Annotated in this window: 18 protein-coding genes; 16 read left to right on the top strand and 2 right to left on the bottom strand. The window is 44.0% G+C overall.

Annotated features, from left to right (window positions below):
* Positions 1 to 153 precede the first annotated feature (153 nt).
* A complete protein-coding gene (locus tag MHH49_RS25540) occupies positions 154 to 1,863 on the bottom strand; it encodes a glycoside hydrolase family 2 protein (protein WP_341138610.1) in 1,710 nt (569 codons plus the stop codon).
* A 149-nt stretch (positions 1,864 to 2,012) separates the two neighbouring features.
* Between MHH49_RS25540 and MHH49_RS25535 the strand changes: the two genes are divergently transcribed.
* From MHH49_RS25535 to MHH49_RS25520, 4 genes are all read left to right on the top strand, one after another.
* Complete coding sequence (locus tag MHH49_RS25535; protein WP_036677158.1) at positions 2,013 to 2,855, top strand: helix-turn-helix transcriptional regulator; 843 nt, start codon at positions 2,013 to 2,015, stop codon at positions 2,853 to 2,855.
* 114 nt (positions 2,856 to 2,969) lie between these two features.
* Positions 2,970 to 3,752 carry an ABC transporter ATP-binding protein gene (locus tag MHH49_RS25530; RefSeq protein WP_036677157.1) on the top strand — a complete coding sequence of 261 codons (783 nt, stop codon included), beginning with the start codon at positions 2,970 to 2,972 and terminating at the stop codon, positions 3,750 to 3,752.
* Between the two features lie 296 nt (positions 3,753 to 4,048).
* Complete coding sequence (locus MHH49_RS25525; RefSeq protein ID WP_341138609.1) at positions 4,049 to 4,732, top strand: MarR family winged helix-turn-helix transcriptional regulator; 684 nt, start codon at positions 4,049 to 4,051, stop codon at positions 4,730 to 4,732.
* A 234-nt stretch (positions 4,733 to 4,966) separates the two neighbouring features.
* On the top strand, positions 4,967 to 6,319 hold the full coding sequence (locus MHH49_RS25520) for an MATE family efflux transporter (protein WP_038571252.1): 1,353 nt from the start codon (positions 4,967 to 4,969) through the stop codon (positions 6,317 to 6,319).
* Between the two features lie 130 nt (positions 6,320 to 6,449).
* Here the strand turns inward: MHH49_RS25520 and MHH49_RS25515 are convergent, their stop codons facing one another.
* Complete coding sequence (locus MHH49_RS25515) at positions 6,450 to 7,427, bottom strand: biotin--[acetyl-CoA-carboxylase] ligase (RefSeq protein WP_038571255.1); 978 nt, start codon at positions 7,425 to 7,427, stop codon at positions 6,450 to 6,452.
* 247 nt (positions 7,428 to 7,674) lie between these two features.
* Between MHH49_RS25515 and MHH49_RS25510 the strand changes: the two genes are divergently transcribed.
* The 12 genes from MHH49_RS25510 (at position 7,675) to MHH49_RS25455 (ending at position 26,139) form a co-directional block, all read left to right on the top strand.
* Entirely contained in the window at positions 7,675 to 8,226 is a 552-nt protein-coding gene (locus tag MHH49_RS25510; protein WP_036677150.1) for a biotin transporter BioY, read from the top strand.
* 119 nt (positions 8,227 to 8,345) lie between these two features.
* Entirely contained in the window at positions 8,346 to 9,779 is a 1,434-nt protein-coding gene (locus tag MHH49_RS25505; RefSeq protein WP_341138608.1) for a helix-turn-helix domain-containing protein, read from the top strand.
* 161 nt (positions 9,780 to 9,940) lie between these two features.
* Positions 9,941 to 10,648: a purine-nucleoside phosphorylase gene (deoD, locus tag MHH49_RS25500; RefSeq protein WP_341138607.1), complete on the top strand. Its 708-nt coding sequence runs from the start codon at positions 9,941 to 9,943 to the stop codon at positions 10,646 to 10,648.
* A gap of 47 nt (positions 10,649 to 10,695) precedes the next feature.
* Positions 10,696 to 12,000: a purine/pyrimidine permease gene (locus tag MHH49_RS25495; protein WP_076274534.1), complete on the top strand. Its 1,305-nt coding sequence runs from the start codon at positions 10,696 to 10,698 to the stop codon at positions 11,998 to 12,000.
* A gap of 15 nt (positions 12,001 to 12,015) precedes the next feature.
* Complete coding sequence (locus tag MHH49_RS25490) at positions 12,016 to 13,197, top strand: NupC/NupG family nucleoside CNT transporter (protein ID WP_341138606.1); 1,182 nt, start codon at positions 12,016 to 12,018, stop codon at positions 13,195 to 13,197.
* Between the two features lie 20 nt (positions 13,198 to 13,217).
* Positions 13,218 to 14,405: a phosphopentomutase gene (gene deoB, locus MHH49_RS25485; RefSeq protein ID WP_341138605.1), complete on the top strand. Its 1,188-nt coding sequence runs from the start codon at positions 13,218 to 13,220 to the stop codon at positions 14,403 to 14,405.
* A 384-nt stretch (positions 14,406 to 14,789) separates the two neighbouring features.
* On the top strand, positions 14,790 to 16,493 hold the full coding sequence (treC, locus tag MHH49_RS25480) for an alpha,alpha-phosphotrehalase (RefSeq protein WP_076099166.1): 1,704 nt from the start codon (positions 14,790 to 14,792) through the stop codon (positions 16,491 to 16,493).
* Between the two features lie 50 nt (positions 16,494 to 16,543).
* The gene (gene treP / locus MHH49_RS25475; RefSeq protein WP_036677132.1) at positions 16,544 to 18,514 is read left to right on the top strand and encodes a PTS system trehalose-specific EIIBC component; all 1,971 of its coding nucleotides are present in this window, start codon (positions 16,544 to 16,546) and stop codon (positions 18,512 to 18,514) included.
* 164 nt (positions 18,515 to 18,678) lie between these two features.
* Complete coding sequence (gene treR / locus MHH49_RS25470) at positions 18,679 to 19,398, top strand: trehalose operon repressor (protein ID WP_038571269.1); 720 nt, start codon at positions 18,679 to 18,681, stop codon at positions 19,396 to 19,398.
* A 651-nt stretch (positions 19,399 to 20,049) separates the two neighbouring features.
* Positions 20,050 to 21,867: a glycosyltransferase gene (locus MHH49_RS25465; RefSeq protein WP_341138604.1), complete on the top strand. Its 1,818-nt coding sequence runs from the start codon at positions 20,050 to 20,052 to the stop codon at positions 21,865 to 21,867.
* A 19-nt stretch (positions 21,868 to 21,886) separates the two neighbouring features.
* The gene (locus MHH49_RS25460) at positions 21,887 to 24,256 is read left to right on the top strand and encodes an exosporium glycoprotein BclB-related protein (RefSeq protein ID WP_341138603.1); all 2,370 of its coding nucleotides are present in this window, start codon (positions 21,887 to 21,889) and stop codon (positions 24,254 to 24,256) included.
* A 53-nt stretch (positions 24,257 to 24,309) separates the two neighbouring features.
* Positions 24,310 to 26,139 carry an RCC1 domain-containing protein gene (locus MHH49_RS25455; protein ID WP_076296640.1) on the top strand — a complete coding sequence of 610 codons (1,830 nt, stop codon included), beginning with the start codon at positions 24,310 to 24,312 and terminating at the stop codon, positions 26,137 to 26,139.
* Positions 26,140 to 26,271 lie beyond the last annotated feature (132 nt).

Below are 26,271 nucleotides of genomic sequence, written 5' to 3'. Positions count from 1 at the left end.
AACTTACTGCTACCCGAGTACGCAAAGAATAGAACCGGCTTAATACGCCCAGCTTAACTATATATACGGCATCCGACACCAGCTGTAAGGATCTAAGAATGCAGACACTAAAAAAACCCATGCTGACGATGGGCTTCTTAGTCAATGTGGATATTAATCTGTCCAAGATCGGTAGATACGGCGCACTTCACGAAAGGATTGTTTGGGTTTACGGTATTCATTAACCAGACCCTTATTGTTGAAGCCGCGGGCCCGGTCGCGGAAGTTCTTACTGCTGCTCTTCAGATCGCCGCGGATGTCTGCAAACTGCCAGATGTAGGTCCCGCCAATTTTCGAATCATTCTTGAAGATTGCCAGCGCTTCAGTCACAATATCTGACTGATAATCCTCGCTGAACAATCTCGGCTCCCAGCCCACATCCCCGAATAGTCCAGCACCACCGAATTCGGTCATGAGCACAACCTTGTTACCGGCTCCCATCTGCTCCGCACGCACATGGAACTGTTCCAGCATGTCTTTGAAGCTGGCTGTATCGCCTTCGTACCAGCCAAAATATTTATTTATACCGATAACATCGAATAATGGAAGTAGAATATCTTCGAGTGGATGCATCGTAGCGTAGGTGACAAGCCTAGTGCTGTCGAGTTTCTTCACCAATCCGACTAGAGCTTGTGTGAAAGCATATGCTTCTTGAGTCCGGGTATCAATCTCATTATGAACGGACCAGAAGATCACACTTGGGTGATGAAAATGCAGGCCAATCATTTCTTCAATCATAGACAGTGCACGCTCCTGGAAGAGCGGCTCACTTACCGTTTCGTTCGGCAGAAAGGCTCCCCATATCGGAATTTCGCTCCAGTATACAATCCCTTGCTCATCGAGTAGATCAAGCCAATATGGGCTCTGGGGATAATGCGAGCCCCGGACGGAGTTGCAACCTAACTCCAAAATGATACTGAGCTCCTTGTGCATCAGCTTCGGTGGGAAGGCAAAACCCCACTCAGGATGCTCTTCATGTCGGTTCACCCCCTTAAGATATACGGGTGAACCGTTAATTAGAATCCGATGATCCTTTGTTTCAATACAGCGAAAACCGATCCGTTCAATCTTGTCGTCTTTCTCTGTCCGCAGTTGAAAGGTATACAGTTCTGGAAGACCTACGTTCCACAAACGTATTTCAGGCATAAGCAACTTGAACGTATGACTGAGGGTCTGGCCAGTCTCAATCTGTACTTCTTCCGAGTGCAATTCATGTCCGCTTTCGGAGAATGTGATCTTGGTAGTGTGCTGCTCCTTATGGAAGGAATGGAGCTGCACCTGAACAGTAACATCTGCATCTGATCCATGCAGTGCATAATCAATCTTCAGCTGTTCGATGTAAATATCAGGCAAATATTGCAGCTCCACCGACCGTATGATACCCCCGTAATGATACCAATCCACCTGCTCTGTCGGAATCGTAAGTAGGTCCAAGGTGCTGTCCGTTCGGACGATAATCTCATGTTCTCCTGCCCCTAAGGAAGGAACAATAAATTCAAAAGGTGTAAATCCGCCATAGTGATACCCAAGGTGCCGCCCGTCCAAATAGACATCGGCATGGCCCAGCACGGCATGAAAGATGAGTCTGACATGCTGCGAATTCACAATTTGTATTTTTTTACGATACCAACCGACACCTTCATAATCGTACATTCCCAGTTCATTATTCCAGCACGAGGGCACATAAAGAGACTGCCTAGAATGTGGAAATCGCTCAAACCATTTTTCTTGAACACCCGTATTTAACGGATCCTTCATGAAATCCCAAGGCCCATCCAACAGCTCAGTTCTCCGAATTTGATACTCGCTAAAAGTCCTTAACAAGTGTGTTCCTCCTTTTTTTTCTGTAATGTATTGAGAATTTCAGACATCTTGATAATATGGATAGTAACATTTGGAGTTTAAGCATTGAATAGAAAAAAACGTTACCGTCTTGTTTAAATCGCTCTTTTAGCAGCAGGAGGGGATATTAATTGGAAGAAAATGATTACAAGCTGAATGACCTCACCGTGCATATCCATTTTGTACTCGACAAAGCTACTTATCCCGGCTGGGAGGACATCCGTAACATGGTAAATGTGCACAGCTTGTACTGGATTCATGAAGGTAAAGGGGTTTTCCTGACCAATGTTGAGCACAAAGTAGAGGCTGGAATGCTAATCTATTTAAAACCAGGCCTTAAACTGTCCATGCGCTCGCAGATGGATGCTCCACTTCGTATAACGATGCTGCTCTTCGATTGTGCCGAGCTTGGTTATGATGCGGTATGGAAGGAAGTCAAGCCAATCGGAAAACTAAGACTTCCCTTCTTAAGCCAATATAATCAACAGGAAGCTGAGGAAATTAGCCGGTTGGTCTGGGGGATTCACCAGGAATGGCTGCCCGGACTAACCGATGGCATAGCTGTTTCCCGGGCTAAAATGCAGATCCTGCTGCATATGCTGCACCAGACCGTACAACCGGACTGGAATCTGATGGAGTCTGGAGCTTTCGCCGCCTTCGAGCAAATCAAGAAAACACTCGAGAACGACTATAAGGATCATCACCGGATCGAAAAATTGGCGGAGAAATACGGCATTTCGCCATCTTACTTGCGTAAGATGTTCCTAAAATTTACGGGGATGGGGCCTAAGGAATACCATATGCACATACAGAACCAGCAAGCTTGCCGTTATCTAGTCTTTACCGATTATCCAGTTAAGGAAATAGCCAAATTATGCGGGTACTACGAAGAATATCATTTCAGCAAGATTTTTAAACAGCTTAACGGGATCCCTCCGACAGTATACCGAAACAAACAGAGAATCAAAGATTAATTGTCCGTAGAACCACTGGTAAAAAAATCTTGAGGTTATGGTTTTTTTACGGGAAGGGCTGTACCATGATAGTATTGAACTCATTGAAGCATGTATAAGGAGGGAAAATTGGGCATGATTATATCACTCAAAAATGTATCATGGCAACGTGATACGACAATGATCTTACGCGATATGAATTGGGAAGTGAAGCAAGGACAACACTGGTGTATCGTCGGTCTGAACGGTTCAGGAAAAACGACGATGCTAAATGTAGTGAACGGCTATATCTGGCCGACAACAGGACAAGTCGAGGTGCTGGACCATCGCTTTGGCGATGTGGACTTGAGAGAGCTACGCAAACGAATCGGTTGGGTAAGCACCTCCTTGCAGCAGAAGCTGTACGGCCATCAGACTGCCCTGAACATCGTCCTAAGCGGAAAATTCGCGACGATTGGTCTGTATGATAAAACGAATGAAGAGGATCAAAAACAAGCCGAGGAGTTAATGGAGTTTCTAGACTGTTCTTCCTTGGTTAGTCGTACATATGATACCTTGTCGCAAGGACAGCGGCAGAAAGTCCTCATAGCACGCGCACTAATGGCCAATCCAGATCTACTAATTCTTGATGAGCCATGCACGGGACTTGATATTTTTGCCCGAGAACAGCTGCTGCAGATGATCGAGAAGATAACAAAGCAACCCGGTGGACCAACCTTGCTGTATGTAACCCATCATATCGAGGAGATAACACCATGCTTTACGCACACGCTGCTGGTAAAGAGCGGCGAAATCTACAAAGGGGATGAGACAGTAAACTGCTTGCAGTCGGATGTCTTGAGCGATTTCTTCGATACCCCTGTTGAAGTACAGGAACATCATAACCGCAAGTGGCTTACACTTGCCGGTGATAAGTAGAATGTCAAGGCACATCGAATAGGCGAGCAAACCGTTTTAAAGTGCTTTGAAGGATTGCTTGCAGATATATAAAATGAAAACTGATCACAATATAATTTTAAAATAACCCGCGCGGGGCGCGGGTTTTGTATTTGTTTGCAAGCTTATAAGCCACCTCCCAGAAACATCGTAACAACATACTAACGGTACCTGCAAAAAACATTTTGACATATCTAACAGGTACCGTTATAATACAAATCAACAGGTACCATCACAAAGAGCAACAGGTACCGTAAAAATTCAACGGAGGATTCATTATGGACATGAATGATGAGTTATACGAAAAACTCGCGAAACTGCAATGGCTGTTGCAAAGGCAACACTTGAAAACTCACGCCGCGGTTGGTCCGATGGCCGACGCATCACGTGGGCAAGGCAGGATATTAGCATTTCTTCGGATGAAAGACGGTATCAGCACCAAAGACTTATCCTATATGCTGGACATCCGTGTATCATCCCTCAATGAATTGCTTGGTAAACTGGAGAAAGCAGAATACATCACCCGTAAGCCCTCAGAAACAGACAAACGTATCATGTTGATTTACCTAACGCAAAAAGGGCAAGAGGAAGAGAAACAAGAGATAGACAACGGCAACATATTTTCTCGCTTATCGCCAGAAGAGCAGATAGCTTTCGGGGATTACCTAACTCGCGTCATTACAGCTTTGGAGGAAGAACTTGGAACGGACGGAGAACGTGATGTGATGGCTATGTGGATGGAAGCCGCAAAGGAGCGTATGGGAACAGAGGAATTTGAAAAACTGATGGCTATGCGCGGACAAATGCACAAAATGTGGGGAAATTCTAGGGACGAACGCTTTAGCGGCAGATTCCCTGGGTTTGGCGGAGAAGGGCATGGTGACATGCGCGGATTCGGCTGGCCTTCCAGAGATGACAGTAATTCGTCACCTGACAAGTCACATGGCCCGGACTATAAGTAATTAGAGTCTTTTAGCAAACAGTAGCTGAGGCGCTGCCTTTTCACCAGAGAAAGATGAACGGCAAAGGCAGCGTAATGTGAAACTGAAGAATAGTCAAATTTCGTACGCCAAATCTGAGAACTCGACGTTAGGGTACAGGTTTGCTTGTTGCTGCGTCACGGTTCATATTGGACCGATAGTTAGAATTCTAAGTAATTTCAAAAAACAAAATAAAGAAAGATAGTGGTGAACCCTATGGATGCAGAAAACCTCCATTACTTTGAAAAAGCACCTGTCGCAAAAGCCGTAGCTCACTTCGCAGTACCGATGATGCTAGGCATGTCGATGAGTGTCATATACTCCATTTTGAACGCCTATTTCCTTGGTACACTGGGCAATACTGCGATGTTAACCGCACTCGCACTAACTTTACCGTTATTTGCCGCCATAATGGCGCTTGGTAACTTGATTGGCATCGGTAGCAGTGCATTTATCTCCCGTTTGCTGGGAGAGAAAAAATATGATGATGTAAAACATGTGTCTTCATTCGCCTTTTACAGCAGTTTAGTTCTCGGTCTTATTTTGATGGCTGCCGGCATCCCATTGATCGATTCAATCGTTCATGGCTTGGGAGCGACGCCTGACTCCTTCGGATTCACGAAGGACTATGTCACGATTATGCTTATTGGTTCACCTTTCGTCGTTCTATTCTTCACGCTGGAGAATATCGTGCGCTCGGAGGGGGCAGCAATCACTTCGATGATCGGTATGCTTCTCAGTGTTGTTGTGAATATTATTCTCGATGCGCTAGTCATTTTCGTCTTCCATTGGGACGTGATCGGGGTTGCATCTGCTACAGTCATTTCTAACTTGGTTGCTAGTGCATTCTATGCCTTCCACATGGGATATAAGAGCCAATTCTTAACCATCTCCGTAAAATGGTTCAAAGCTTCCAAAGACATTCTCAGCAATGTATTTAAAATTGGAGTTCCAGTCTTTGTTATGAGTCTCTTCATGGGTGCAATGTCACTCATCTTTAACCGTTTTCTGGTCGAATATGGGGAGCAGGCCATTGCGGCCTTCGGGATTTCATCACGTTTATTACAATTTCCAGAGGTTATCCTGATGGGCTTATGTGAGGGAGTCGTGCCGCTGATTGCCTTCTCTTTTACAGCTAACAAATTACGCATGAAGCACACCATTACTTTTACAATCAAAGTGACTGTGGCATTAGCAGCCGTGTTCGGCATTATTGTATATCTGATTTCAGACCACTTAATCGGTTTATTTACGAATGACCCTCAATTAATTGAACTAGGCAGCTACATTCTTCATGTAACGTTCTTATCCCTGTTCATTTCAGGAACGACCGCGTTGTTTACAGGTATCTTCCAAGCGACAGCACAAGGAACCGCCGCCTTTATTATGTCAATTATTCAAGGTATTACTCTGATTCCAGTATTGTATATCGCTAATCGAATGAACGGTTTCCACGGAGTAGTCTGGTCGCTCGTCATTTCGGATGCTGTTGCGTTCCTTGTGGGGGCCATCATGCTGTATGTTCTGCGGAACAAATTGCAGCCTGATTTAGATACTTTAGTACAGTAAAATCCTAAGCTTTAAGTTGATACTTTAAGTACATCTAAAAAAACCTTGGATCAGCAAGGTTTTTTTGGCTCGTATGATGACGCAGCCTGCCATGAGGCAGCACATAGCTGCTTTGGAGGCGAAGCTCCAGTTAAATTTTAATGCTGACTTCTCCACTTGAAAGATACTCCTCGTCACCATTCTCATATCTGACTTTCAGATGGCAATCGTCATCGATATCAATGGCTGTTGCTTTACGTTGTTCATTATCCTTTATCACGGTCACAGGTTCTCCAAGTGAAATTAACCTTTTTTTGTATTCGGAAAGAAACAATCTGTCCGTTAAATGCTCATAATATCTCATGAAATTGTTTAGTACTTCTGCAACGAGACGGTTGCGGAGATCACCATAAGGATTGTTTTCGGAGATTACAGTTGTTGCAATCTCGGTAAGATCAGTGGGAAAGCCTTCGGAAGGGAGGACTACATTGATACCGATGCCGAGAACAGCATAATCAAGCCAGCCGTTTTCCAGTGACACGGATGCTTCGGTAAGAATCCCGCACACTTTTTTCCCTTCCATGAAAACGTCATTTACCCATTTAATCTGCGTTTCTTTACTGGATACGCTCTCGATAGAAAGGGCTACAGCTACTGCGGCGCAAGTGGTCAATAAAGCTGAGTCTGTTGCGGACAGCTTGGGACGCAGCAGGATGCTCATATAGATACCCGTTCCAGGTGGAGAAAAGAACTTCCGGCCCATTCGCCCGCGACCAGCTGTTTGTTCTTCCGAAAGAATCACCTTACCTTCAGCTTCTCCATTTGAGGCAAGGTTTTTTACGGCTTCATTCGTGGAAGATATGGTCTTAAAGACTTCAACTCGTAACTTTTGCCCCCGAGTATCCAGGTACTTTGAAATTGCACTGGCTGATAAGATATCCGTTTGTGGTGACATGGAATATCCTTTATTGGTTACAGCTTGTATGGAATAACCGTCTGTCTGTAAAGATTTTATGGCTTTCCAGACCGCGCTGCGCGTCACGGATAACTGAACGGCTATTTCCTCGCCGGAAAAATATTCACCCTTATTACTGTCGAGTAAGGCAAGAATATGTTCTTTTACTGTCATGAACTTAAACCTCCAAAAGTATAACTCTCCGACCAAAACCCATTGAATAGATTAACATCCAACGATTGCGACTGAATACTCTAATTCTATATAACAATAGGAAAAACTCAAGCATGGTATTTTATTATATTGTAAACCATATAATAATTTATGGTTTACAATAAAGAATATCTCCATTATAATTCAGCTTACTGGACGTATTTACTAACCAGAATACAATCATTGATATCCAATGGAGGTCATTTTTTTGAAGACAAAAGAACTTATTTATGCTGCATTATTCGCAGCACTTATCGCGGTGTTGGGGATGATACCGCCCATCCCACTCGGCTTCATCCCCGTTCCGATCACTGCCCAGACACTTGGCGTCATGTTGGCTGGATGTTTTCTGGGGAAACGGATGGGCGCTCTCAGTCTAATTATTTTCATCATACTAGTAGCCATTGGGCTGCCTGTACTGACCGGCGGTCGCGGCGGAATCTCGGTGCTAGTTGGACCTTCTGCAGGATACATATTTAGCTTTCCAATTGCGGCCGGCCTTATTGGCTGGTATTCCGAAAAAATCTGGCCGAAGGTTCGAACTTGGAAGCTGGTAGCTATCAACATAATCTTCGGTGTATTACTAGTGAGTCTGATTGGTGCCCCTGTCATGGCATTGATAACCAATACTTCGATCTGGGCTGGTCTTGTCGGAGCGTTGGCCTTTCTTCCGGGAGACATCATCAAAGCCGTTATTGCAGCCGTCATAACGATGCAGCTGAAAGCAATTAGCCCTATTGAAGAAAAAACACAAATATAATGTGATGTGAAACTCGGGTAAATAAAACCCGGGTTTTTTTATTGAAAAATAATAGGGTTATGGTTGCGAATTTGTTTATACTATAAAAATTAAAACGAAATTGAAGTGGGTGTAGAAAAATGGATAAGGGATTTAATTTAGCTAGTCAACTATTAACGCTGCTTGATACGGAACATAGATGGTTTACCTTAGCGGAAATTGAAAAAAGTTTAGGGATCTCTGATAAGACCATCCGGAAGATGGTGGAGGAAATCAGCAAGCAATTACCATCTACTGTAACCATTGAGGTTTCTAGAGGAAAGGGAATAGTTCTTCAACGTGATGGGCGAAGTACGATTAGTGAAGTGATTTCTTCTATGTTCAGACAAACCATCTTTTATCGGTTGATGGATTTTTTGTTTACGAATGTGGGTCGACTGTCTGTGGAGGAGCTCTCCGAAGCCATGTTTATGAGTACCTCGTCTTTGAAGAAATTGATTGTGCAATTAAATAATGATGATCTAAAAGCTTATAAGCTACGCATTAGTTTTTCTACCCCCATGATCAAAGGGAATGAAATGAATATTCGATATTTTTATTGGAAGTTATATTGTGATGCGTATGAGTTTACAGGCTGGCCCTTTGCGAATGTTGATTTTGCTTATATTAATCAGTTAATCACAAATATAGAAAATGAGAATAACATTGTATATTTTATCAATTCCAAAAGGAGATTATCGTTTTTGTTGGCCATTGTTATAGAAAGAGTGGCTAAAGGAAAATGTGTGAAAATCGACGAAAATGCTTACCCTTGGGAAAAGGGGATGTTTTATTTTCCAGTGAAAACTATTGCAAAACGTCTTGAGGACAAGCTGTCCCTTAAATTTCCAAACAGTGAAATATTCTTTATGCAATCCATGGTTAGTCTCAGCCAATATCATTATTATGAAGGGTCAGAGATCACTCCGATGAAAGAAGTAGAATTACATAAGGATAAAGAAGAATATCAAATGGGGAATCTGCTTCTAATGTTATTAGCAAAGGTATACCCGAACTTGCATATGCAAGAACGGTTTATTTTGGAGATTTACGGGTTCTTTGACAAGCTATTAATCGAAAATGCCATTCCTGAGTGGATGATGATTTCAACAAGTCATTTAACAACATATGTTCAAAAGGAGTGCCAGCAGATTTATCAAGAATTGCAAACCTGTATGCAAACGTGGAATAAAACTTACCCTTCTGTTTTGTTTAATCACTTTCATTTAACAAAGCTAACCTTAATTGTCCGCTCGAGTTTACGTTACAAAAGTAAGAGGGCTTTTTTAGTGATCGGGGAAGAATTTTCAATTCGTCATTACATAGCAGATTTGATAAAAAAAGAAATTGGGGATCAGTTGATCCTTAATACTTCCATAATGAAAGGCCTGACCGACGAGATCATGCAGCAAAATAATATCGATCTTGTCATTAGTAATATCCCGGTTGCATTAACGACAGTGCCTGTTGTTATTATTTCCACAATCCCCTCTAAAAGAGATTTAGACAACATTCGTAAAGAACTACTTTTATAATTTGACCAATTATTTTCCGTAAGCTCCGTAAGTTTTTGGTCTAGTTTGTAATGTTAAAAAACCTTATGCTCAATCTAGTTTCGAAACTGATTTTACTTGACGGCAAGTGGAAAGCGATTTCGGTAAACCTCAGTTTACTATTAAAAGTTGGAGGAAGAACTATGAGTAGGCATTTAGGTGCAAATAAGGGTGAAATAGCAGAGCTCGTTTTGCTCCCAGGAGATCCCTTGCGTGCAAAGTTTGTGGCAGAGCACTTTTTAGAGGAGGCTTATTGTTATAACGAAGTAAGAGGGATGTATGGATACACTGGATTATACAAGGGTGTGCCTGTGTCGGTTCAGGGGACAGGGATGGGAAATCCATCGATGAGTATCTACGCGACAGAATTGATCGTCGATTATGAAGTTAAGAAATTGATTCGCATTGGTACATGTGGCGCGATGCAGGAAGAAATCAATATCCGCGATATTATATTAGCCCAAGCAGTATCTTCAGACAGTAATATGACGGAAAAGATCTTTCATGGCTGTAATTTTGCACCAACGGCAGATTTCTCATTGCTAATGAAAGCATATCAACAAGTACAAGCTAAAAATGCCAATGTGTTTGTTGGTAACATCTATAATTCTGATGAATTTTATCGTGAAAATTTAGATCGGCTTCACAAGTTTATGGATTTCGGTGTATTAGCTGTAGAAATGGAAAGTACCGCCCTATACACTTTAGCCGCTAAATATGGTGTAAAAGCTTTATCGATTTTGACCGTCGGCAGTCAATTGTTAAGACAGGAACACCTAACTCATAAAGAAAGTGAACAATCCTTTTATGAAATGGTCGAAGTAGCTCTTAACACAGTCATTGAAGGCTGATTTATTGATAAGAGTGTAGTGTTGTTAGAAAAGAGAGTGAGAAAGAAATGAAGGTAATACTGTCAGGATTGCAGTGGATGATTTTTATGATCGCTGGTGCAATTGCTGCACCCATTGCTATCGCAGATTTATATAACTTAACACCCATAGAGACTTCCGGACTTATTCAGAGCACCATGATTACTTTAGCAATAGCTGGATTTTCACAAGGCCTGATGGGTCATAAATTCCCTATTCATGAAGGTCCGGCAGGGTTATGGTGGAGCATTTTTACCATTTACGCGAGTTTAGTGGGGGGACTCTATTCCTCTAACAACGGAGCTTTACAGGCTTTAAGTGGAGCGATGATCATTAGCGGAGTGTTGTTTATCCTAATTTCAGCATTTAAGCTAATGGATAAAATCGCTCGTTTATTTACTCCAACCATCACCTTTATTTATTTACTTTTATTGATCTTTCAATTAAGCGGATCTTTTATGAAAGGGATGATGGGGATTACCATATCCCACACCATGTTAGATGTTAAAGTATTCATCCTTAGTGTGATTGTGGTCTGCATTACCTTTTGGTTAGGCAACAGCCGCTTTGTATTACTCAGCCAGTTTTCAATAATTTTCAGTATAGTGATAGGCTGCCTATTATTTATAATCTGCGGTAGTATGCCGGCGGTTTCTCGTGCGGATACTCTATTTAAGCTGCCGGAAATATTCCCATTTGGAAAACCCCGATTCGATGCCGGGACAATTACTACTGCATTTTTACTAACCCTATTATTAATAACCAATGCAGTGGCATCCATCCGTTTGATGGAGACCGTTATGAAACCCAAGCAAGGGGATCATCGTCGTTATTTGCGCGCCGGGTTTACTTCTGGAATTACGCATCTTATTAGTGGTGGTTTAGGAGCGATCGGCTCAGTCCCTATTTCGGGAGCGGCGGGATATGTTGAGCAAACAGGGATGAGGGAGCGCAGATCATTTTTAATAGGCTGCAGCTTAGTGATCTCAATATCCTTGTTTCCGCCTATGATGAATTTCATATCTGCGATTCCAGCTCCCATAGGCTATTCTGTTACCTTCGTCATTTTTGTGAAGATGGTCGGACTAGCGCTAAAGGAATTGAAAAAGGTTATTCATGAAGAGCGAACATTTATTGTCAGTGGGCTTTCCCTTTTAGTGGGTGTAGGTTTAATGTTTATTCCTGCATCAGCTACGGCCCATTTATCTCCGATCGTGATAGCCATTTTAAATAATGGATTAATATGCGGAAGCCTGTTAGCGATTATTTTGGAACAAGGGTTAATGTGGAAAGATGCATTCCGATATGAGGATTCCAAGAAAATTAACCGATAATTTGGAGGGCTAAAAATGCATTATCTAATTTCTATTGCTGGTCTGGTTATTGTTCTATTACTGGCATGGCTAGGAAGTAACAATAAGAAAAAGATTAAATATCGTCCAATCATTGTAATGATTGCTATTCAGATAGGTTTGGGATTAATTATCCTAAAAACGAGCATTGGAGAACTTTTGATTAAAGGGTTTGCTGATAGTTTTGCAAAATTACTTGGATACGCCAATGAAGGTACTGACTTTGTGTTTGGCGGGATTGCAAATGAAGGGGCGCATACATTTTTCCTTTATGTTTTGATGCCCATTGTTTTTATGTCAGCATTGATAGGGATTTTGCAACATTACAAAATACTGCCATTCATTATAAAGTATATTGGACTGGTACTGAGTAAAATAAATGGCATGGGTAAATTGGAATCTTATAATGCAGTTGCAGCCGCAATTGTCGGACAAAATGAAGTGTTTATTTCAGTGAAAAACCAACTTGGACTATTGCCGAAACATCGCTTGTATACATTATGTGCGTCTGCAATGTCTACGGTTTCCATGTCAATCGTTGGTTCCTATATGACGATGCTAGAACCTCGGTATGTAGTAGCTGCATTGATATTAAACCTATTTGGCGGATTTATCATTTCATCCATCATTAATCCGTATGAAGTTACACCTGAAGAAGATATTGTTGAAGTTCAGGTAGAAGAAAAACAAACGTTTTTTGAAATGCTGGGCGAATATATTATGGATGGCTTTAAAGTAGCCATAGTAGTTGGGGTAATGTTAGTTGGTTTTGTGGGAATCATTGCTTTGATTAACGGGGTCTTCAGTGGCATATTCGGAATCTCGTTCCAAGGAGTGTTAGGCTACGTCTTTGCACCCATCGCCTTTCTTATCGGTGTGCCATGGCATGAAGCTGTTGAGGCCGGTAGTATTATGGCGACAAAGCTTGTTGCGAATGAATTCGTTGCTATGCTTGACTTTGTTAAGATTCAAGAAGGTTTAAGTGGCCGTACTACAGCCATTGTCTCCGTTTTTCTAATCTCATTTGCTAACTTTGGGTCGATTGGTACCATTGTGGGTGCAGTGAAGGGATTGAATGAAAAGCAAGGGAATATCGTCGCACGATTTGGATTAAAGCTGTTATTTGGCGCCACACTTGTAAGCGTTTTATCAGCTTTGATTATCGGTATCATATTCTAGTTGAAGCAAGGAGTATTAACATGAAACAAACACCCCGGTTTAAGCGGATTTTCGTCATCGTTATGGATTCTGTAGGCATTGGTGAAGCTCCAGATGCTGAAAAGTTTGGGGATGCAGGATCACATACATTACGGCATATTGCAGAAAAAATGAATGGGCTACATGTTCCTGCGTTATCCAAGCTAGGGTTAAGTCATATTGACCCAATACCCGGAGTTCCCAAAGTAGAGCGCCCTTTAGCTTATTGGACCAAAATGCAGGAAGCTTCTAATGGAAAGGATACGATGACAGGTCACTGGGAAATCATGGGCCTACGAATTGACGTTCCTTTCAAAGTGTTTCCTGAAGGATTTCCTTATGAATTAATTAATGAATTAGAAGAAAGAACAGGACGAAAGGTGATTGGGAATAAACCCGCTAGTGGCACAGCTATTCTCGATGAGCTTGGACAAGAGCATATGAACACAGGTGCACTCATTGTCTATACTTCAGCAGATTCCGTGATTCAGATTGCGGCTCATGAAGAGGTTATTCCTTTAGAAGAACTGTATCAAATCTGCGGGATTACCAGAGAGATTACTTTACGTGAGAAGTACATGCTAGGCAGAGTGATTGCTAGACCATTCCTCGGGCAGCCCGGAAATTTCAAAAGAACATCGAACCGTCATGATTATGCCTTGAAGCCTTATGGAAGAACCGTGATGAATGAGCTCAAGGATGCCGGGTTCGATGTACTAGCGATTGGCAAGATCTCAGATATATACGATGGGGAGGGTGTCACCAAGTCTTTGCGTACAGTGTCTAACATGGATGGCATGGATAAACTTTTGGAGACCCTTCATACTGATTTTACAGGACTTAGTTTCTTGAATCTTGTTGATTTTGATGCACTTTATGGCCATCGTAGAGATCCGATCGGGTATGGGAAAGCGCTAGAAGAATTTGACGATCGATTACATGAAGTTCTAAAGGAGCTATGTGAAGACGATCTTCTAATAATTACGGCAGACCATGGGAATGATCCCATTCATGCGGGTACGGATCACACCCGTGAATATGTTCCTTTACTCCTCTACAGTAAGAGTTTCAATCGACAAGGGGAGCTGCCTATATCGAAGACTTTTTCGGATATTGGAGCAACAGTTGCTGATAACTTTGTTGTGACCATGCCCCAATTTGGTCAGAGTCTCCTACAGGAGCTTAAATAAACTTAATTTGAATAGACACTTTGAATAGAAACAGGGTACCTAACTTGTATTAGTAAAAGGTATCCTGTTTGTTTTTTTATCTACATATCTTCGTATCTAAAAAGCTGCCGAGTAAGCGGCTTTTTTTGTTATTACGGATCAATTATTAGGGTAATAATCAATTATTAAAGGGGTTAATTTTATATCCACCTGTCGTTAATCCTTTTTTCGATGAATCGCATTCTAAAACAACGTTATAAATAATCTAGTTTTTACTCATGCCACTCCTTCGATAGTAATAGTGTTGACAACCTGTATATACAGGTTTAAACTGTGTGAAGTGTTTGAACTTGTATATACAGGTTTAATGGTTGAAATAAAGAATTCTTTTTGGAGGTGTTCAACTTGAGTCAGTCCCAGTATTCGGAATGGTGGCGCCGCTCCACGGTGTATCAGGTGTACCCGAAGAGCTTTAAGGACACTACAGGCAACGGAACAGGAGATATTAAAGGACTTATTGAGAAATTAGATTATTTGCAGAAGCTTGGAATCGATATTGTCTGGTTACAGCCGGTTTATGTTTCGCCGCAACATGATAACGGTTACGATGTAGCAGATTATGAAAATATCAACCCGGATTTCGGTACGATGGAGGATTTTGACGAGCTAGTACAGGAATTGCATAGACGCGAAATGAAGCTAATGATCGATATCGTGGTTAACCATACTTCGACTGAACATGAGTGGTTCAAACAGTCCATTTCAAGCAGGAACAACCCTTACCGTGATTACTATATCTGGAAGGATCCGGCTCCGGACGGGGGCTTACCCAACAACTGGCAGTCGAAGTTCGGGGGTCCTGCCTGGCAGTTCGACGAAACTTCGGGACAATATTATCTTACTCTCTTCGATAAAACCCAGGCGGATCTGAATTGGGAGAATGAGAAGGTACGTAGAGCAGTGAATGATATGATGTTATTCTGGGCTAAAAAGGGTGTCGACGGCTTCCGCATGGATGTAATTAATTTAATCTCCAAAGATCAGCGCTTCCCTAACGATGACGGGAGTGTTCCACCGGGGGATGGACGTAAATTCTATACTGACGGTCCACAGGTCCATGAATACATCAAAGCAATGTATAAAGAGGTGTTTGGTCCGTTTGAGATGGTGACTGTAGGAGAGATGTCCTCAACTACACTGGAGCATTGTATCCGGTACTCAAGTCCCGAAGAGCGGGAATTTTCCATGACCTTCAATTTTCATCATTTAAAAGTCGACTATCCGAATGGACAGAAGTGGGAACTGATGCCTTATGATTTCGAGGCAATGAAACGGTTGTTCTCGCAGTGGCAGACTGGAATGCAGAAAGGCGGAGGCTGGAACGCACTATTTTTTAACAATCATGATCAACCACGTGCCCTTTCCAGATTCACTGATGATAGGGTTTACCGTGTGGAAAGCGCCAAGCTGCTCGCGACAACTCTGCATGGCCTTCAGGGAACACCTTATGTATATCAAGGAGAAGAAATCGGTATGCCGAATCCGGTATGGAAAAGCATCGATGAGTTCCGCGACATTGAGTCACTAAATATGTACCGCATTCTGTGTGAACAGGGGAAAAGCCCGGAGGTTGCTCTCAGCATTCTCCAAGAACGTTCGCGGGACAATTCACGTACGCCGATGCAGTGGGATGACAGCCGGAATGCCGGATTTACCACTGGTACTCCATGGTTGAAGGTAGATGAGCGGTATCGAAACATCAATGTGCAGAAGGAGCTGGAAAATCCTGGTTCCATCTTCCACCATTACCGTAAACTGATTGCACTACGCAAGGAATATGAAATATTTATAGAAGGTATTTTCAAGAGACTCGATGAAGGTCATCCCGAAGTATTCGCATACGCCAGAACAGGCGATGAAGAGACACTTGTTGTGGTCTCGAACTTCAGCAGTAAAGAGATCTCTTTCCGCTTTGAAGATAATCACTGGACTGAATTGTCGCCAAGTGGTAAGGACGAGCTTCTGATTGGGAATACAGCAGATGCACCTAAATTAACACAAAAGCTTCAGCTCAGTCCTTATGCTTCCTACATGTGGTTAGTCCGCTAACGAGGTGTACTTAAGAAGGAGCACACATCAATTTTGTAAGGAGTGAAGATATGGCTATAGACCGCAAAAATGTTGAAGATATTGTACGGGCGGTTGGGGGCAAGGAGAATATTGAAGTTGCGACGCATTGTGTAACCCGGCTGAGATTCTCGCTGTATGACGAGAACAAGGTGGATTCGGAAGCCCTGGACCGTAACGAACTCGTAAAAGGACAATTCTCTACGCAGGGGCAGTTCCAGATTGTTATCGGACCAGGAACTGTAGATAAAGTATACGATGAAATGATTCAGATCACTGGTGGTGCCCGCTCTTCCAAGGATGACGTGAAATCAGCGGCAGCACGGAAACAGAATCCACTGCAGCGGGCGATCAAAACACTGGCTGATATTTTTATTCCGATTCTTCCGGCCATCGTAACCGCAGGTTTGCTGCTTGGGATTAATAATATTTTGACCGGACCTGGTATCTTTTTTGATAGTAAGTCATTGGTAGATGTCTATCCTGCATGGAAAGACATTGCTGCGATTATTAACACGATTGCCAGCACAGCCTTCACCTTTTTACCAGCACTTATCGGTTGGGCAGCTGTTACACGTTTCGGGGGCAGTCCTCTGCTCGGGATCGTGCTAGGTCTCATTCTCGTACACCCGGATCTATTAAGTGCCTACAGTTATGCAAGTGCTTCAACTGAGGGAACCGTTCCGACCTGGAATTTGTTCGGCTGGCATTTGGAGAAGATCGGTTATCAGGGGCAAGTATTGCCTGTACTGGTTTCGGCCTATATTCTGGCTAGACTGGAGAAGTTCCTCAACCGTCGGGTGCTTGATTCCATTAAACTACTGGTCGTTGCTCCAGTGACCCTGCTGGTTACAGGTTTTCTGGCCTTCACCATTATCGGACCGGTTACGTTCGCCATTGCCAATGCTATCACCTCGGGTTTGATCTATGTATTTGATCATTTTGCGCTCCTTGGTGGTTTGATCTATGGTGGATTCTATGCACTTCTGGTCATCACTGGGATGCATCATACTTTCCTGGCAGTCGATGTACAGCTCATCGGCAGTGAGGGAGGCACCTTCCTCTGGCCGATGCTGGCGCTCTCCAATATTGCACAAGGCGCTGCGGCACTGGCGATGATGTTCGTTGTTAGAGAACAAAAGGCAAAAGGTTTGGCGGCTACGTCTTCCGTCTCTGCATTCCTCGGCGTGACCGAACCGGCAATCTTTGGGGTGAATATCCGCTATCGCTACCCTTTCATCTTCGGGATGATCGGCTCAGCAATTGCCGGTATGCTCCTTACCGTTAACCAGGTTCGCGCTTCATCCATTGGCGTAGGGGGAATTCCCGGTTTCCTTTCGATTTTCCCGAACCAGTGGGGCGTATTCTTCATAGGTATGGTTATTGTTCTCGTTGTGCCATTTGCCGCCACAGTATTGTACGGACGTTCTGTAGTGGGTCGTTCCGAAAAGAACACAGCTACAGAGGCTTCTAGTACTACGAGCGAACCAGAGGAATTGAGCAGCCGTCATTCAGTTCAAGGGTCACAGGAATCAGTTAATATTCTGGAGCTTGTCTCCCCGCTTAGTGGAACTGCAGTATCGCTAGAACAGGTACCCGATCCTGCCTTTGCTGAAAAGCAAATGGGTGAGGGAATTGCAATCGAACCTTCTGAGGGGAAAGTATATGCTCCCTTTGATGCTACAGTAGCTCATGTGATTAAGAGCAAACATGCGCTTATACTGGAGCATGCCAGCGGTGTTCAGGTATTAATCCACGTTGGAATTAACACGGTGGCGCTTAAAGGTAGCGGTTTTACCAGCCTGAAGAATATTGGTGATAAGGTGCAGGCAGGCGAGCTTCTACTAGAATTTGATATGGAAGCTATCCGCGCAGCAGGTTACCCGGTGATTACTCCAATCATCATTCCTGCAGGTCAAGAGATGGTCGAGAAGATTGAAGAGAAGACCGGACCAGCTACGGCCAAACAAACAAGCATCTTGACTATTCATCTCAAGGGTTGATAAAGGCTATATTGGCAAAGACTTTATACTATAGAAAGACAGCCCCTTGGGGGCTGTTTTTCTATAAATATAAGAATTTATATGTTCAACGCTATGAATTCCCCTCCAATTGAATCGATGCTTCCAAAGGCATGACGTGATACAATAAAGGGCGGTGATCAAAATTGAGAGAAAATAAATATTTGCAAATTTATAATGAATACAGCAACCAAATCCATTCTGGACAACTGCTGCCGGGAACCAAGCTGCCTTCCGAAAGTGAACTCGCCGAAGCTTACGCCACTTCACGAGAGACCGTGCGCAAAGCGCTGAATCTACTTTTCCGAGAAGGATATATTCACAAAATTAAGGGAAGAGGCTCCTTTGTGCTTGACATGACCCGAATGGATTTCCCCGTTACCGGTTTGATTTCATTTAAAGAGATGGCCGATACACTGGGTACTGCCTCGCGGACACTGGTAGAGCGGACGATACAAGAGCCGGCAGGCTCCGCTCTCGCCAGACATCTGCAGATTCCACCTGAAACTCTGGTTTGGAAGGTTGTTCGTGCCAGAGAGATTGAAGGTGAACGGATCATTTTGGATAAGGATTATTTTCGTGCGGATATCGTTTCCTTCCTGAGTGCGGAAATCGCCGAGGGCTCAATCTATGAATATTTGGAGCTGGAATTGGGCCTTAAGATCAGTTATGCGAAGAAGCTGATATCTGTTGAACCTTCCACAGAGGAGGATCATAGACTGCTCGATTTGAAGAATTTTACGCATATTGTAGTAGTACGAAACTATGTTTATTTGGAGAACACGGTGCTTTACCAATATACCGAGTCTAGACACCGGCTGGATAAATTTCAGTTTGTGGATTTTGCTCGGAGGGTGAGACGATAAGCTAATCAGAGGGTGTCCCAGTTTGGGATACCCTTTTTTTTATGAGAGTTTCCTGAGAAAAAATACAATCCGAATATGAAATATGAAATCTCTATTTCTTTCATCATTATCAGGTGTGTTGGATCTATTCAGTAAAAGTTGAGTAAATTTCCGATACAAGAGCGCTTTAGAGGTTCATTCTCACCGTTCGCAAAAACGATATATTAAGAAAAAAACTGCCCTCAGAGGCAGTTTTTTTCTGTAAGACGATCGAATGTTGAATCTCAATAGGAACAGATAAATGATTAACGACCCTATCTTTTCATGTAAAACCCATTAAACACCATATTGTCATATGACAAAAGTGATGACAACCCACACTATTTAAATGTTCTTTATACATATATATTGTTGGAATATGGAAACAGCGATACCTTCGTTGCCAGTCGTAACAAATACGGTATACGTTGCATGCCAGAATTAGTAGGTGGAAATTTCCTGCATTCTGTAAAAATTATTTATTGCATTAATAGAGCAGAGTTGCATACCCGGCTGTCTTTTTAAGCTTATCATTATTTGTGAAACTGGCTAATAGCAACTTTGGTTGTCTTGAATGCAACGCTAATAGAATGGTAGATTTAGGGAAAATGTCGAATATAGGAGGAAAAGCGATTGAATATTAGCATTATATTGTTGGCTCAGCACTTTAACCTGACCGTACAATGTCTGGATCGGATTAAGAAATATACGTCCATGTCCTATGAGCTGATTGTCGTCTCGGATAACGAATCTGCCGAAGTGTCGAATTACCTTGCGTATGAATACGGCGTTCATGTCATTCATAGCCGGAGCAAAGGGGTTGCAGCAGCATTCAATCTGGGCGCGGTGTCATGTTCGGGAGATCATCTTGTATTCATCCGCGATCAGATTATGGTTAACGAGGGATGGTTAGAACAGTTGTCGGGCTGTCTGGATCATCATCCGAATGCTGCAATCGTGGGTCCGAGGATGAATGACGTTAGCGGGGCTCAACAGATTCCGATTGTATATCAGAATATGGAGCAACTCTATCAGTCGTCATCGATGCTTTCCATCGGGAAATCAATGTCTTGGACCCGGGTTCCTAGACTTGTCAGTTTACTAATGATGATACCCCGTCGCTACTTTGAGCAGATCGGGTCCTTTGATGAGCGATTTGAGGTCGAATCTTACGAGGATGACGATCTGTGTTATCGCACGTTATCTATGAACCTGGATATTTACATAGCCGAAGGATGCGTAGTCTTCCGGAATGAACCTCCTTCAGTAGATCCCAATGATCCTGATTGGTACAATAACCGATTAATCTTAAATCGTGCTATGGCCATAAGCAAGTGGGGATTCGATTTAACTTCTTCCTTGTATAGTGGCACAAGGAAAGTCACTGTCAGCCTATGCATGATCGTAAAAAACGAAGAGTACACCTTAGGGCGTTGTTTATCCAGCGTGAGGGAGCTTGTCGATGAGATCATTATTGTGGATACAGGTTCGAGTGATGGAACCAAAGAGCTCGCGGCATCTTATGGAGCACAGGTTTATGATTTCGAATGGGTGAACGATTTCTCCAAAGCAAGAAATTATGCCTTCAGTCTCGCTACTCAAGAGTACCTGCTGTGGTTGGATGCGGACGATTATCTGCAGTTAGAGGATGCAAAGGCTCTCCAGTCCATCGTATCCGATCTACCATGGGATATCGATGCTGTATCGATGCATTATTATCTCGACCGTGACAAAGACGGAAGTGTAACTTCGAGCTTGAGACGTAATCGCCTTCTAAGACGAAATTGTGAATTCCGTTGGATTGGAGTCGTTCATGAGTACCTTGAGGTCGCAGGCAATGTGTTCTATGCCGAGTTAGGCATAACACATGATCGAAAGCATACGCAGTCCTCGCGTAATCTTCTCATCTATGAGGGGATGTTGAAAGCGCAAACGAGGTTCACTCCGCGGGATTTATTTTATTATGCCAACGAGCTATACGATCACGGCCAATGGCAGCGAGCGATAGAGCAATACGATGCCTTCATTGCCATGCCGAATGGCTGGTTGGAGGAAAAGCTACTTGCGAGTCGGCGTGCCGGAGATGCATTGTCACAATTAGGTCTCTTTCAAGAAGCCAAGCTTAAAGTACTTCAAGCTTTTGCCTTGTCGCCTCCCCGAGCCGAAGCCTGTTGTCAATTAGGGTCTTATGAGCTAATCGAACAACGGTTCGAGAATGCTGCTTTTTGGTACAAGCTAGCCACGGAAGTACCAAAGCCGACTGAGCCTAACGCTAGAGTAGACCTTCCGGCATGGACGTGGCTGCCGCATTTGCAATTATGCGTCTGTTACGATCGCTTAGGACAATACGAACAAGCGCATTATCACAATGAGATAGCTGGGGGCTATGTACCGGATTATCCGAGCGTCATGGTTAATCGCGATTATTTGAAGCAATACATAACTTTATAAATTTGAGGGGGATTTAGTAATGGCAAGATTAAAGAGGACGAAGGCAAGTGGCAAGAAAAGTGGCAAGCAGTTAGCTTACAAGAGCTCAATGGCATTTATTCTGATGAGTCAGTTGATTGCACCCTTGAGCCCTGCTTATAGCAGTATTCTACCCCGGGCAAGTGCAGCAGCTTACAGTGATGTCGATTCTACCTCATGGGCATATCAGTATATCACTAAAGCTTCCGCGCTTGGGGTAATCGAAGGAGACGGTTCCGGAAACTTTAGCCCTAACCGACCAGTCACGAATCAGGAAGCGGTTGTTATGGTACTCAGGTTCATGGGATATGAGCAGCCTAAGGCTACTAGCGGCAGCTTGCCCTTCACCGTAGATTCTTGGGCTACTGTTTGGATTCAGCAAGCGATTGACATCGGCCTCGTGATTCCAAGCGAGGAAGCGAGACCCAACACCGTCATCTGGGGAAAAGAGCAAGCAAGTCGAGAGTGGATAACACGTCTAATTATTCGTGCCGCAGGCAAAGAATCCGAAGCTATCGAGTTTAGGGATAGCGACATAGGTTTCTCGGATGCATCAGACGCATCGGACTGGGCAGCAGGCTACATTAATGCCGCAGTTAACCGCAAGGTCATATCTGGCTTCCCTAATAATACTTTCAAGCCTAAGCAGACGGCTACTCGCGCCGAGTTTGCAGCTATCTTGTCTAAGACTGAAATATTTGCGAGCAAGGTATCCGATCGGATTATCCATGGCTCTGTCGTCTCGATGTCCAAAAATTCGATCGAACTCTTAAGCAGCAGCGGTCAGACAGAGAAGTTCGAAATCAATAGCAAATCTGTTCTGTTCGGGGACAATGGCAAGGGCGTGTTTCCTGCGGGGTCTTTGGTGACGCTTATTCATAATGGAGGAATGGCATCCTTCGTTGAAGTGTTGGGATTAGGGGCTGTAGGCCAGACTAGTTCGAAAGGGGAAAAAGGAGACACAGGTGCTACCGGTCCAGCGGGTCAAAATGGGGCATCTGGTTCAAGTGGACCGCAAGGTGTCACTGGTGCGACCGGAGCGACCGGAGCGACTGGTGCAACCGGAGCTGTCGGGGCAATTGGGGTTGTTGGAGCTACTGGCACAACCGGGGCTACTGGTGCTAATGGAGCGACTGGTGCAACCGGAGCTGTCGGGGCTACTGGCGCAACTGGAGCTACTGGAGCTACTGGTGCTGTCGGGGCTACTGGAGCTACTGGTGCAACCGGAGCAACTGGAGCTACTGGTGCTGTCGGGGCTACTGGAGCTACTGGTGCAACCGGAGCAACTGGTGCTGTCGGGGCTACTGGAGCTACTGGTGCAACCGGAGCAACTGGTGCTGTCGGGGCTACTGGAGCAGCCGGAGCAAATGGGGCAACAGGTGCCACGGGTGCTAATGGAGCGATGGGGTCAACTGGCGTAACGGGTGCACAGGGTATTCAAGGGATAACCGGTGCTCCCGGATCGACTGGCGCAACTGGCATTGGTCTTGATAGCATTGCTCCGTTCAATTCAGCGACTTCCTATCATGCAGGACAAGTCGTTACTTATTTAGGAAGTATCTACATCGTTACTATAAACAACCCATCTGGAGTACCTTCTGATATAAATAACGACTTTACCCTGCTTGTCTCTAAAGGTGAAACCGGAGCTACCGGGGCACAAGGAGTTCAGGGAATTCAAGGCGTAACTGGTGATACAGGCGCACAAGGAGTTCAAGGGGTGACTGGAACTACCGGAGCTACAGGTGCAATAGGAGTTCAAGGAGTAACTGGCGCAACCGGAGCTACGGGAGTACAAGGAATTCAAGGGGTAACCGGAGCTACCGGGGCATCTGGCGCATCAACTATAATTCCATTCTCTTCCGGATCACCAATTACTGTAACAACAATCGTCGGGGGATTAAAAGGTACAGTTGCGATGCTTGGATTTGGCAGTTCGTACTCAGGAGCTAGTATAGTAGGTGGAAAAATAGATTTAACCAGAAGTAATGGTTCTGATCCTACAAAAGATCCGTACAACCAAGCGTTTATCGTTCCACGTAATGGTACGATCACTTCAATATATGCTTTTTTCAGCCCAACTTTAGCGTTTTCTTTAATAGGCACGACCATAAACGTTCAAGCAGAAATATATAAAGCGGATAGTAATAGCAACAGTTTTACACCTATTATTGGTTCAGCAGTATCCTTGGCGCCTAGTTTGACAGGAATAATTTCTATTGGATCTACTAGTGACGGATCAGTCAAAGGCATAAATACGGCTGTTCAGGCTGGCGATCGCTTAATGTTAGTGTTCTCTTCGACGGCTTCCGGTCTAAGCTTGATAAATACTGTAACAGGTTATGCCAGCGCCGGAATTGAGATTAAGTAATTCAAGATTTGAGGTAGGAACCATCCATTTTATTTGATAGGAAGTGATTAAAAATGGCAAGGAAGCTATTTCCGATAAAAAAAATGAGCTTAATGTTGGTGTTAGTTCTTATATTTCCATCCGTCATTCAATTCCCGTCTGTAGGAGATGCAAAAGGACGCTCTTTTGAACAAGTAAAGCTATTGGCTGCACCAGCGAATCTGGCAGTCAGCGATTCAACCTCCACAAGCATTCGCCTTACCTGGGATGCCGTAGAGGGAACCTCTAACACGGATGTGAGTTATAAGGTAAATCTAATGGAGTCTACCAATCCTAGCGTAACCGATGTGGTCTATACCTTCGATTCAGGCGAATTAACGGAGTATACGGTGAAGGGATTGGTTTCCGACCGGAGCTATACATTTACGGTCCAAGCCGTAAACATATCCGGACCCGTGTCAAAAACAAGTCCACCTTTAACCGCAAGTACGCTTCCAGCGGAAGCGTACCCACCAACAACGAAGGAAGAGAAACTCCCTCTAACCGATCAAGAATCACCGAGTACGCCCGAGCTAACTCTTTTCAGTCGCACATCAGATAGCATTAGCTTGGCATGGATTTCATCCGAGGATAATGTCGGAGTTGCGGAATATGTTCTATATAAGGACTCTGATCTGTTGGCAGAAGTAACAGTTAGCACAACGGTCTACACGGCCGTCGACTTGAAGGCTGGACAGGAGTATACCTTTGTAGTACAAGCTATAGACGAAGCAGGGAACAAATCAGCAATTAGTAACGAGTTGAAGGTTAGTACACTTGATGTTGTAAGTAATGTTGGTCCCATTATGAGCATGGGCAACGGGAATTCCTTTCATACATTGACTGTACAGCCGGATGGTACCGTATGGGCTTGGGGCAATAATAGGATGGGCCAGCTCGGTGATAGCACAACCATTGCTCGTAATAAGCCTGTGCGAATTGTTGGCTTGCCGGAGATAAGCGCCACATCCGTTGGACAAGACCATTCCATCGCGCTCGCGACGGACGGAACGATTTGGACATGGGGAAGCAATAGCGTGGGCCAGCTGGGTAATGGTACGTCGGCGCCCCAGCTTGTGCCGCAGCAAGTGACTGGATTAGTGAATGTCATAGCGGTTCAAGCAGGTGAGCAGCATTCGTTAGCGTTGTTGTCCGATGGAACGGTGTGGGCATGGGGACTTAACACATATGGGCAGCTTGGAGATGGAACCACCGAGGATAGTGCATTACCGGTGCAGGTTGCAGGTTTGGACTCAATCGCATCGATCTCAGCCGGAGCCTTTCATAATCTAGCGGTTAGCCACGATGGTCAGGTTTATGCATGGGGGTTCAATGCCTACGGTCAGCTCGGAGATAACACAAAAATCGACCACGTGACCCCAGTGCAGGTTGCTGAGTTAAGCAGCGTTACTTCCGTATCTGCCGGCTTTTATCACAGCATGGCAGTGAAAAAGGACGGAACCGTATGGAGCTGGGGAACGAACGTTAAGGGAATCTTGGGGGATGGGACAACCGAAGATCATTATACTCCCGTTCAAGCCTTGGATCTTGGTTCAGTTATCAGTGTATCCGCTGGCGCCTTGCATAGCATGGCTCTGAAAAGCGATGGAAACGTATGGTTATGGGGAGCGAACAATGAGGGCCAGCTCGGTGGTAGTGCTGAGTCGGAGCGTTCCCTCGCTTCTAAGCTCAACATTGGCAGTCGTATCGTCGCTATTAGTGCAGGTTATATGAGCGGCGGTGCGGTTAGTGAGGAGGGGACCTTGCTGACCTGGGGGTATAATGGGTTAGCCCAGCTTGGTGATGGCACTTATACTAATGTCATAGAACCTGTTGCAATTTCGCTTGTAGAAGAATCTTATTAGATTTAAAGAGTAGGGAATTTCATGCCTAAATGGCAATGAATTCCCTATTTTTATAGGTGAGTCAAAAAGAGAAAAATCTTTTCATATTCATTCTTTATCATTACAGCTATCCGTCTAGACTGTTAAAATGAT

Origin of the sequence: Paenibacillus sp. FSL F4-0122 (genome assembly GCF_038002845.1) — a bacterium.
Lineage (GTDB): Bacteria > Bacillota > Bacilli > Paenibacillales > Paenibacillaceae > Paenibacillus_AQ > Paenibacillus_AQ odorifer.
The sequence above is the reverse complement of the archived record's forward strand: the minus strand, read 5'-3'. Positions and strand labels throughout refer to the sequence as shown.

Bases quoted from the DNA above. Each gene is read 5' to 3' on its own strand.
- MHH49_RS25495 (WP_076274534.1), top strand. From the start codon at position 10,696: ATGAAGGTAATACTGTCAGGATTGCAGTGGATGATTTTTATGATCGCT.
- MHH49_RS25490 (WP_341138606.1), top strand. From the start codon at position 12,016: ATGCATTATCTAATTTCTATTGCTGGTCTGGTTATTGTTCTATTACTG.
- MHH49_RS25520 (WP_038571252.1), top strand. From the start codon at position 4,967: ATGGATGCAGAAAACCTCCATTACTTTGAAAAAGCACCTGTCGCAAAA.
- MHH49_RS25530 (WP_036677157.1), top strand. From the start codon at position 2,970: ATGATTATATCACTCAAAAATGTATCATGGCAACGTGATACGACAATG.
- deoD (WP_341138607.1), top strand. From the start codon at position 9,941: ATGAGTAGGCATTTAGGTGCAAATAAGGGTGAAATAGCAGAGCTCGTT.
- MHH49_RS25455 (WP_076296640.1), top strand. From the start codon at position 24,310: ATGGCAAGGAAGCTATTTCCGATAAAAAAAATGAGCTTAATGTTGGTG.
- MHH49_RS25515 (WP_038571255.1), bottom strand. From the start codon at position 7,427: ATGACAGTAAAAGAACATATTCTTGCCTTACTCGACAGTAATAAGGGT.
- deoB (WP_341138605.1), top strand. From the start codon at position 13,218: ATGAAACAAACACCCCGGTTTAAGCGGATTTTCGTCATCGTTATGGAT.
- treP (WP_036677132.1), top strand. From the start codon at position 16,544: ATGGCTATAGACCGCAAAAATGTTGAAGATATTGTACGGGCGGTTGGG.
- MHH49_RS25460 (WP_341138603.1), top strand. From the start codon at position 21,887: ATGGCAAGATTAAAGAGGACGAAGGCAAGTGGCAAGAAAAGTGGCAAG.
- MHH49_RS25525 (WP_341138609.1), top strand. From the start codon at position 4,049: ATGGACATGAATGATGAGTTATACGAAAAACTCGCGAAACTGCAATGG.
- MHH49_RS25505 (WP_341138608.1), top strand. From the start codon at position 8,346: ATGGATAAGGGATTTAATTTAGCTAGTCAACTATTAACGCTGCTTGAT.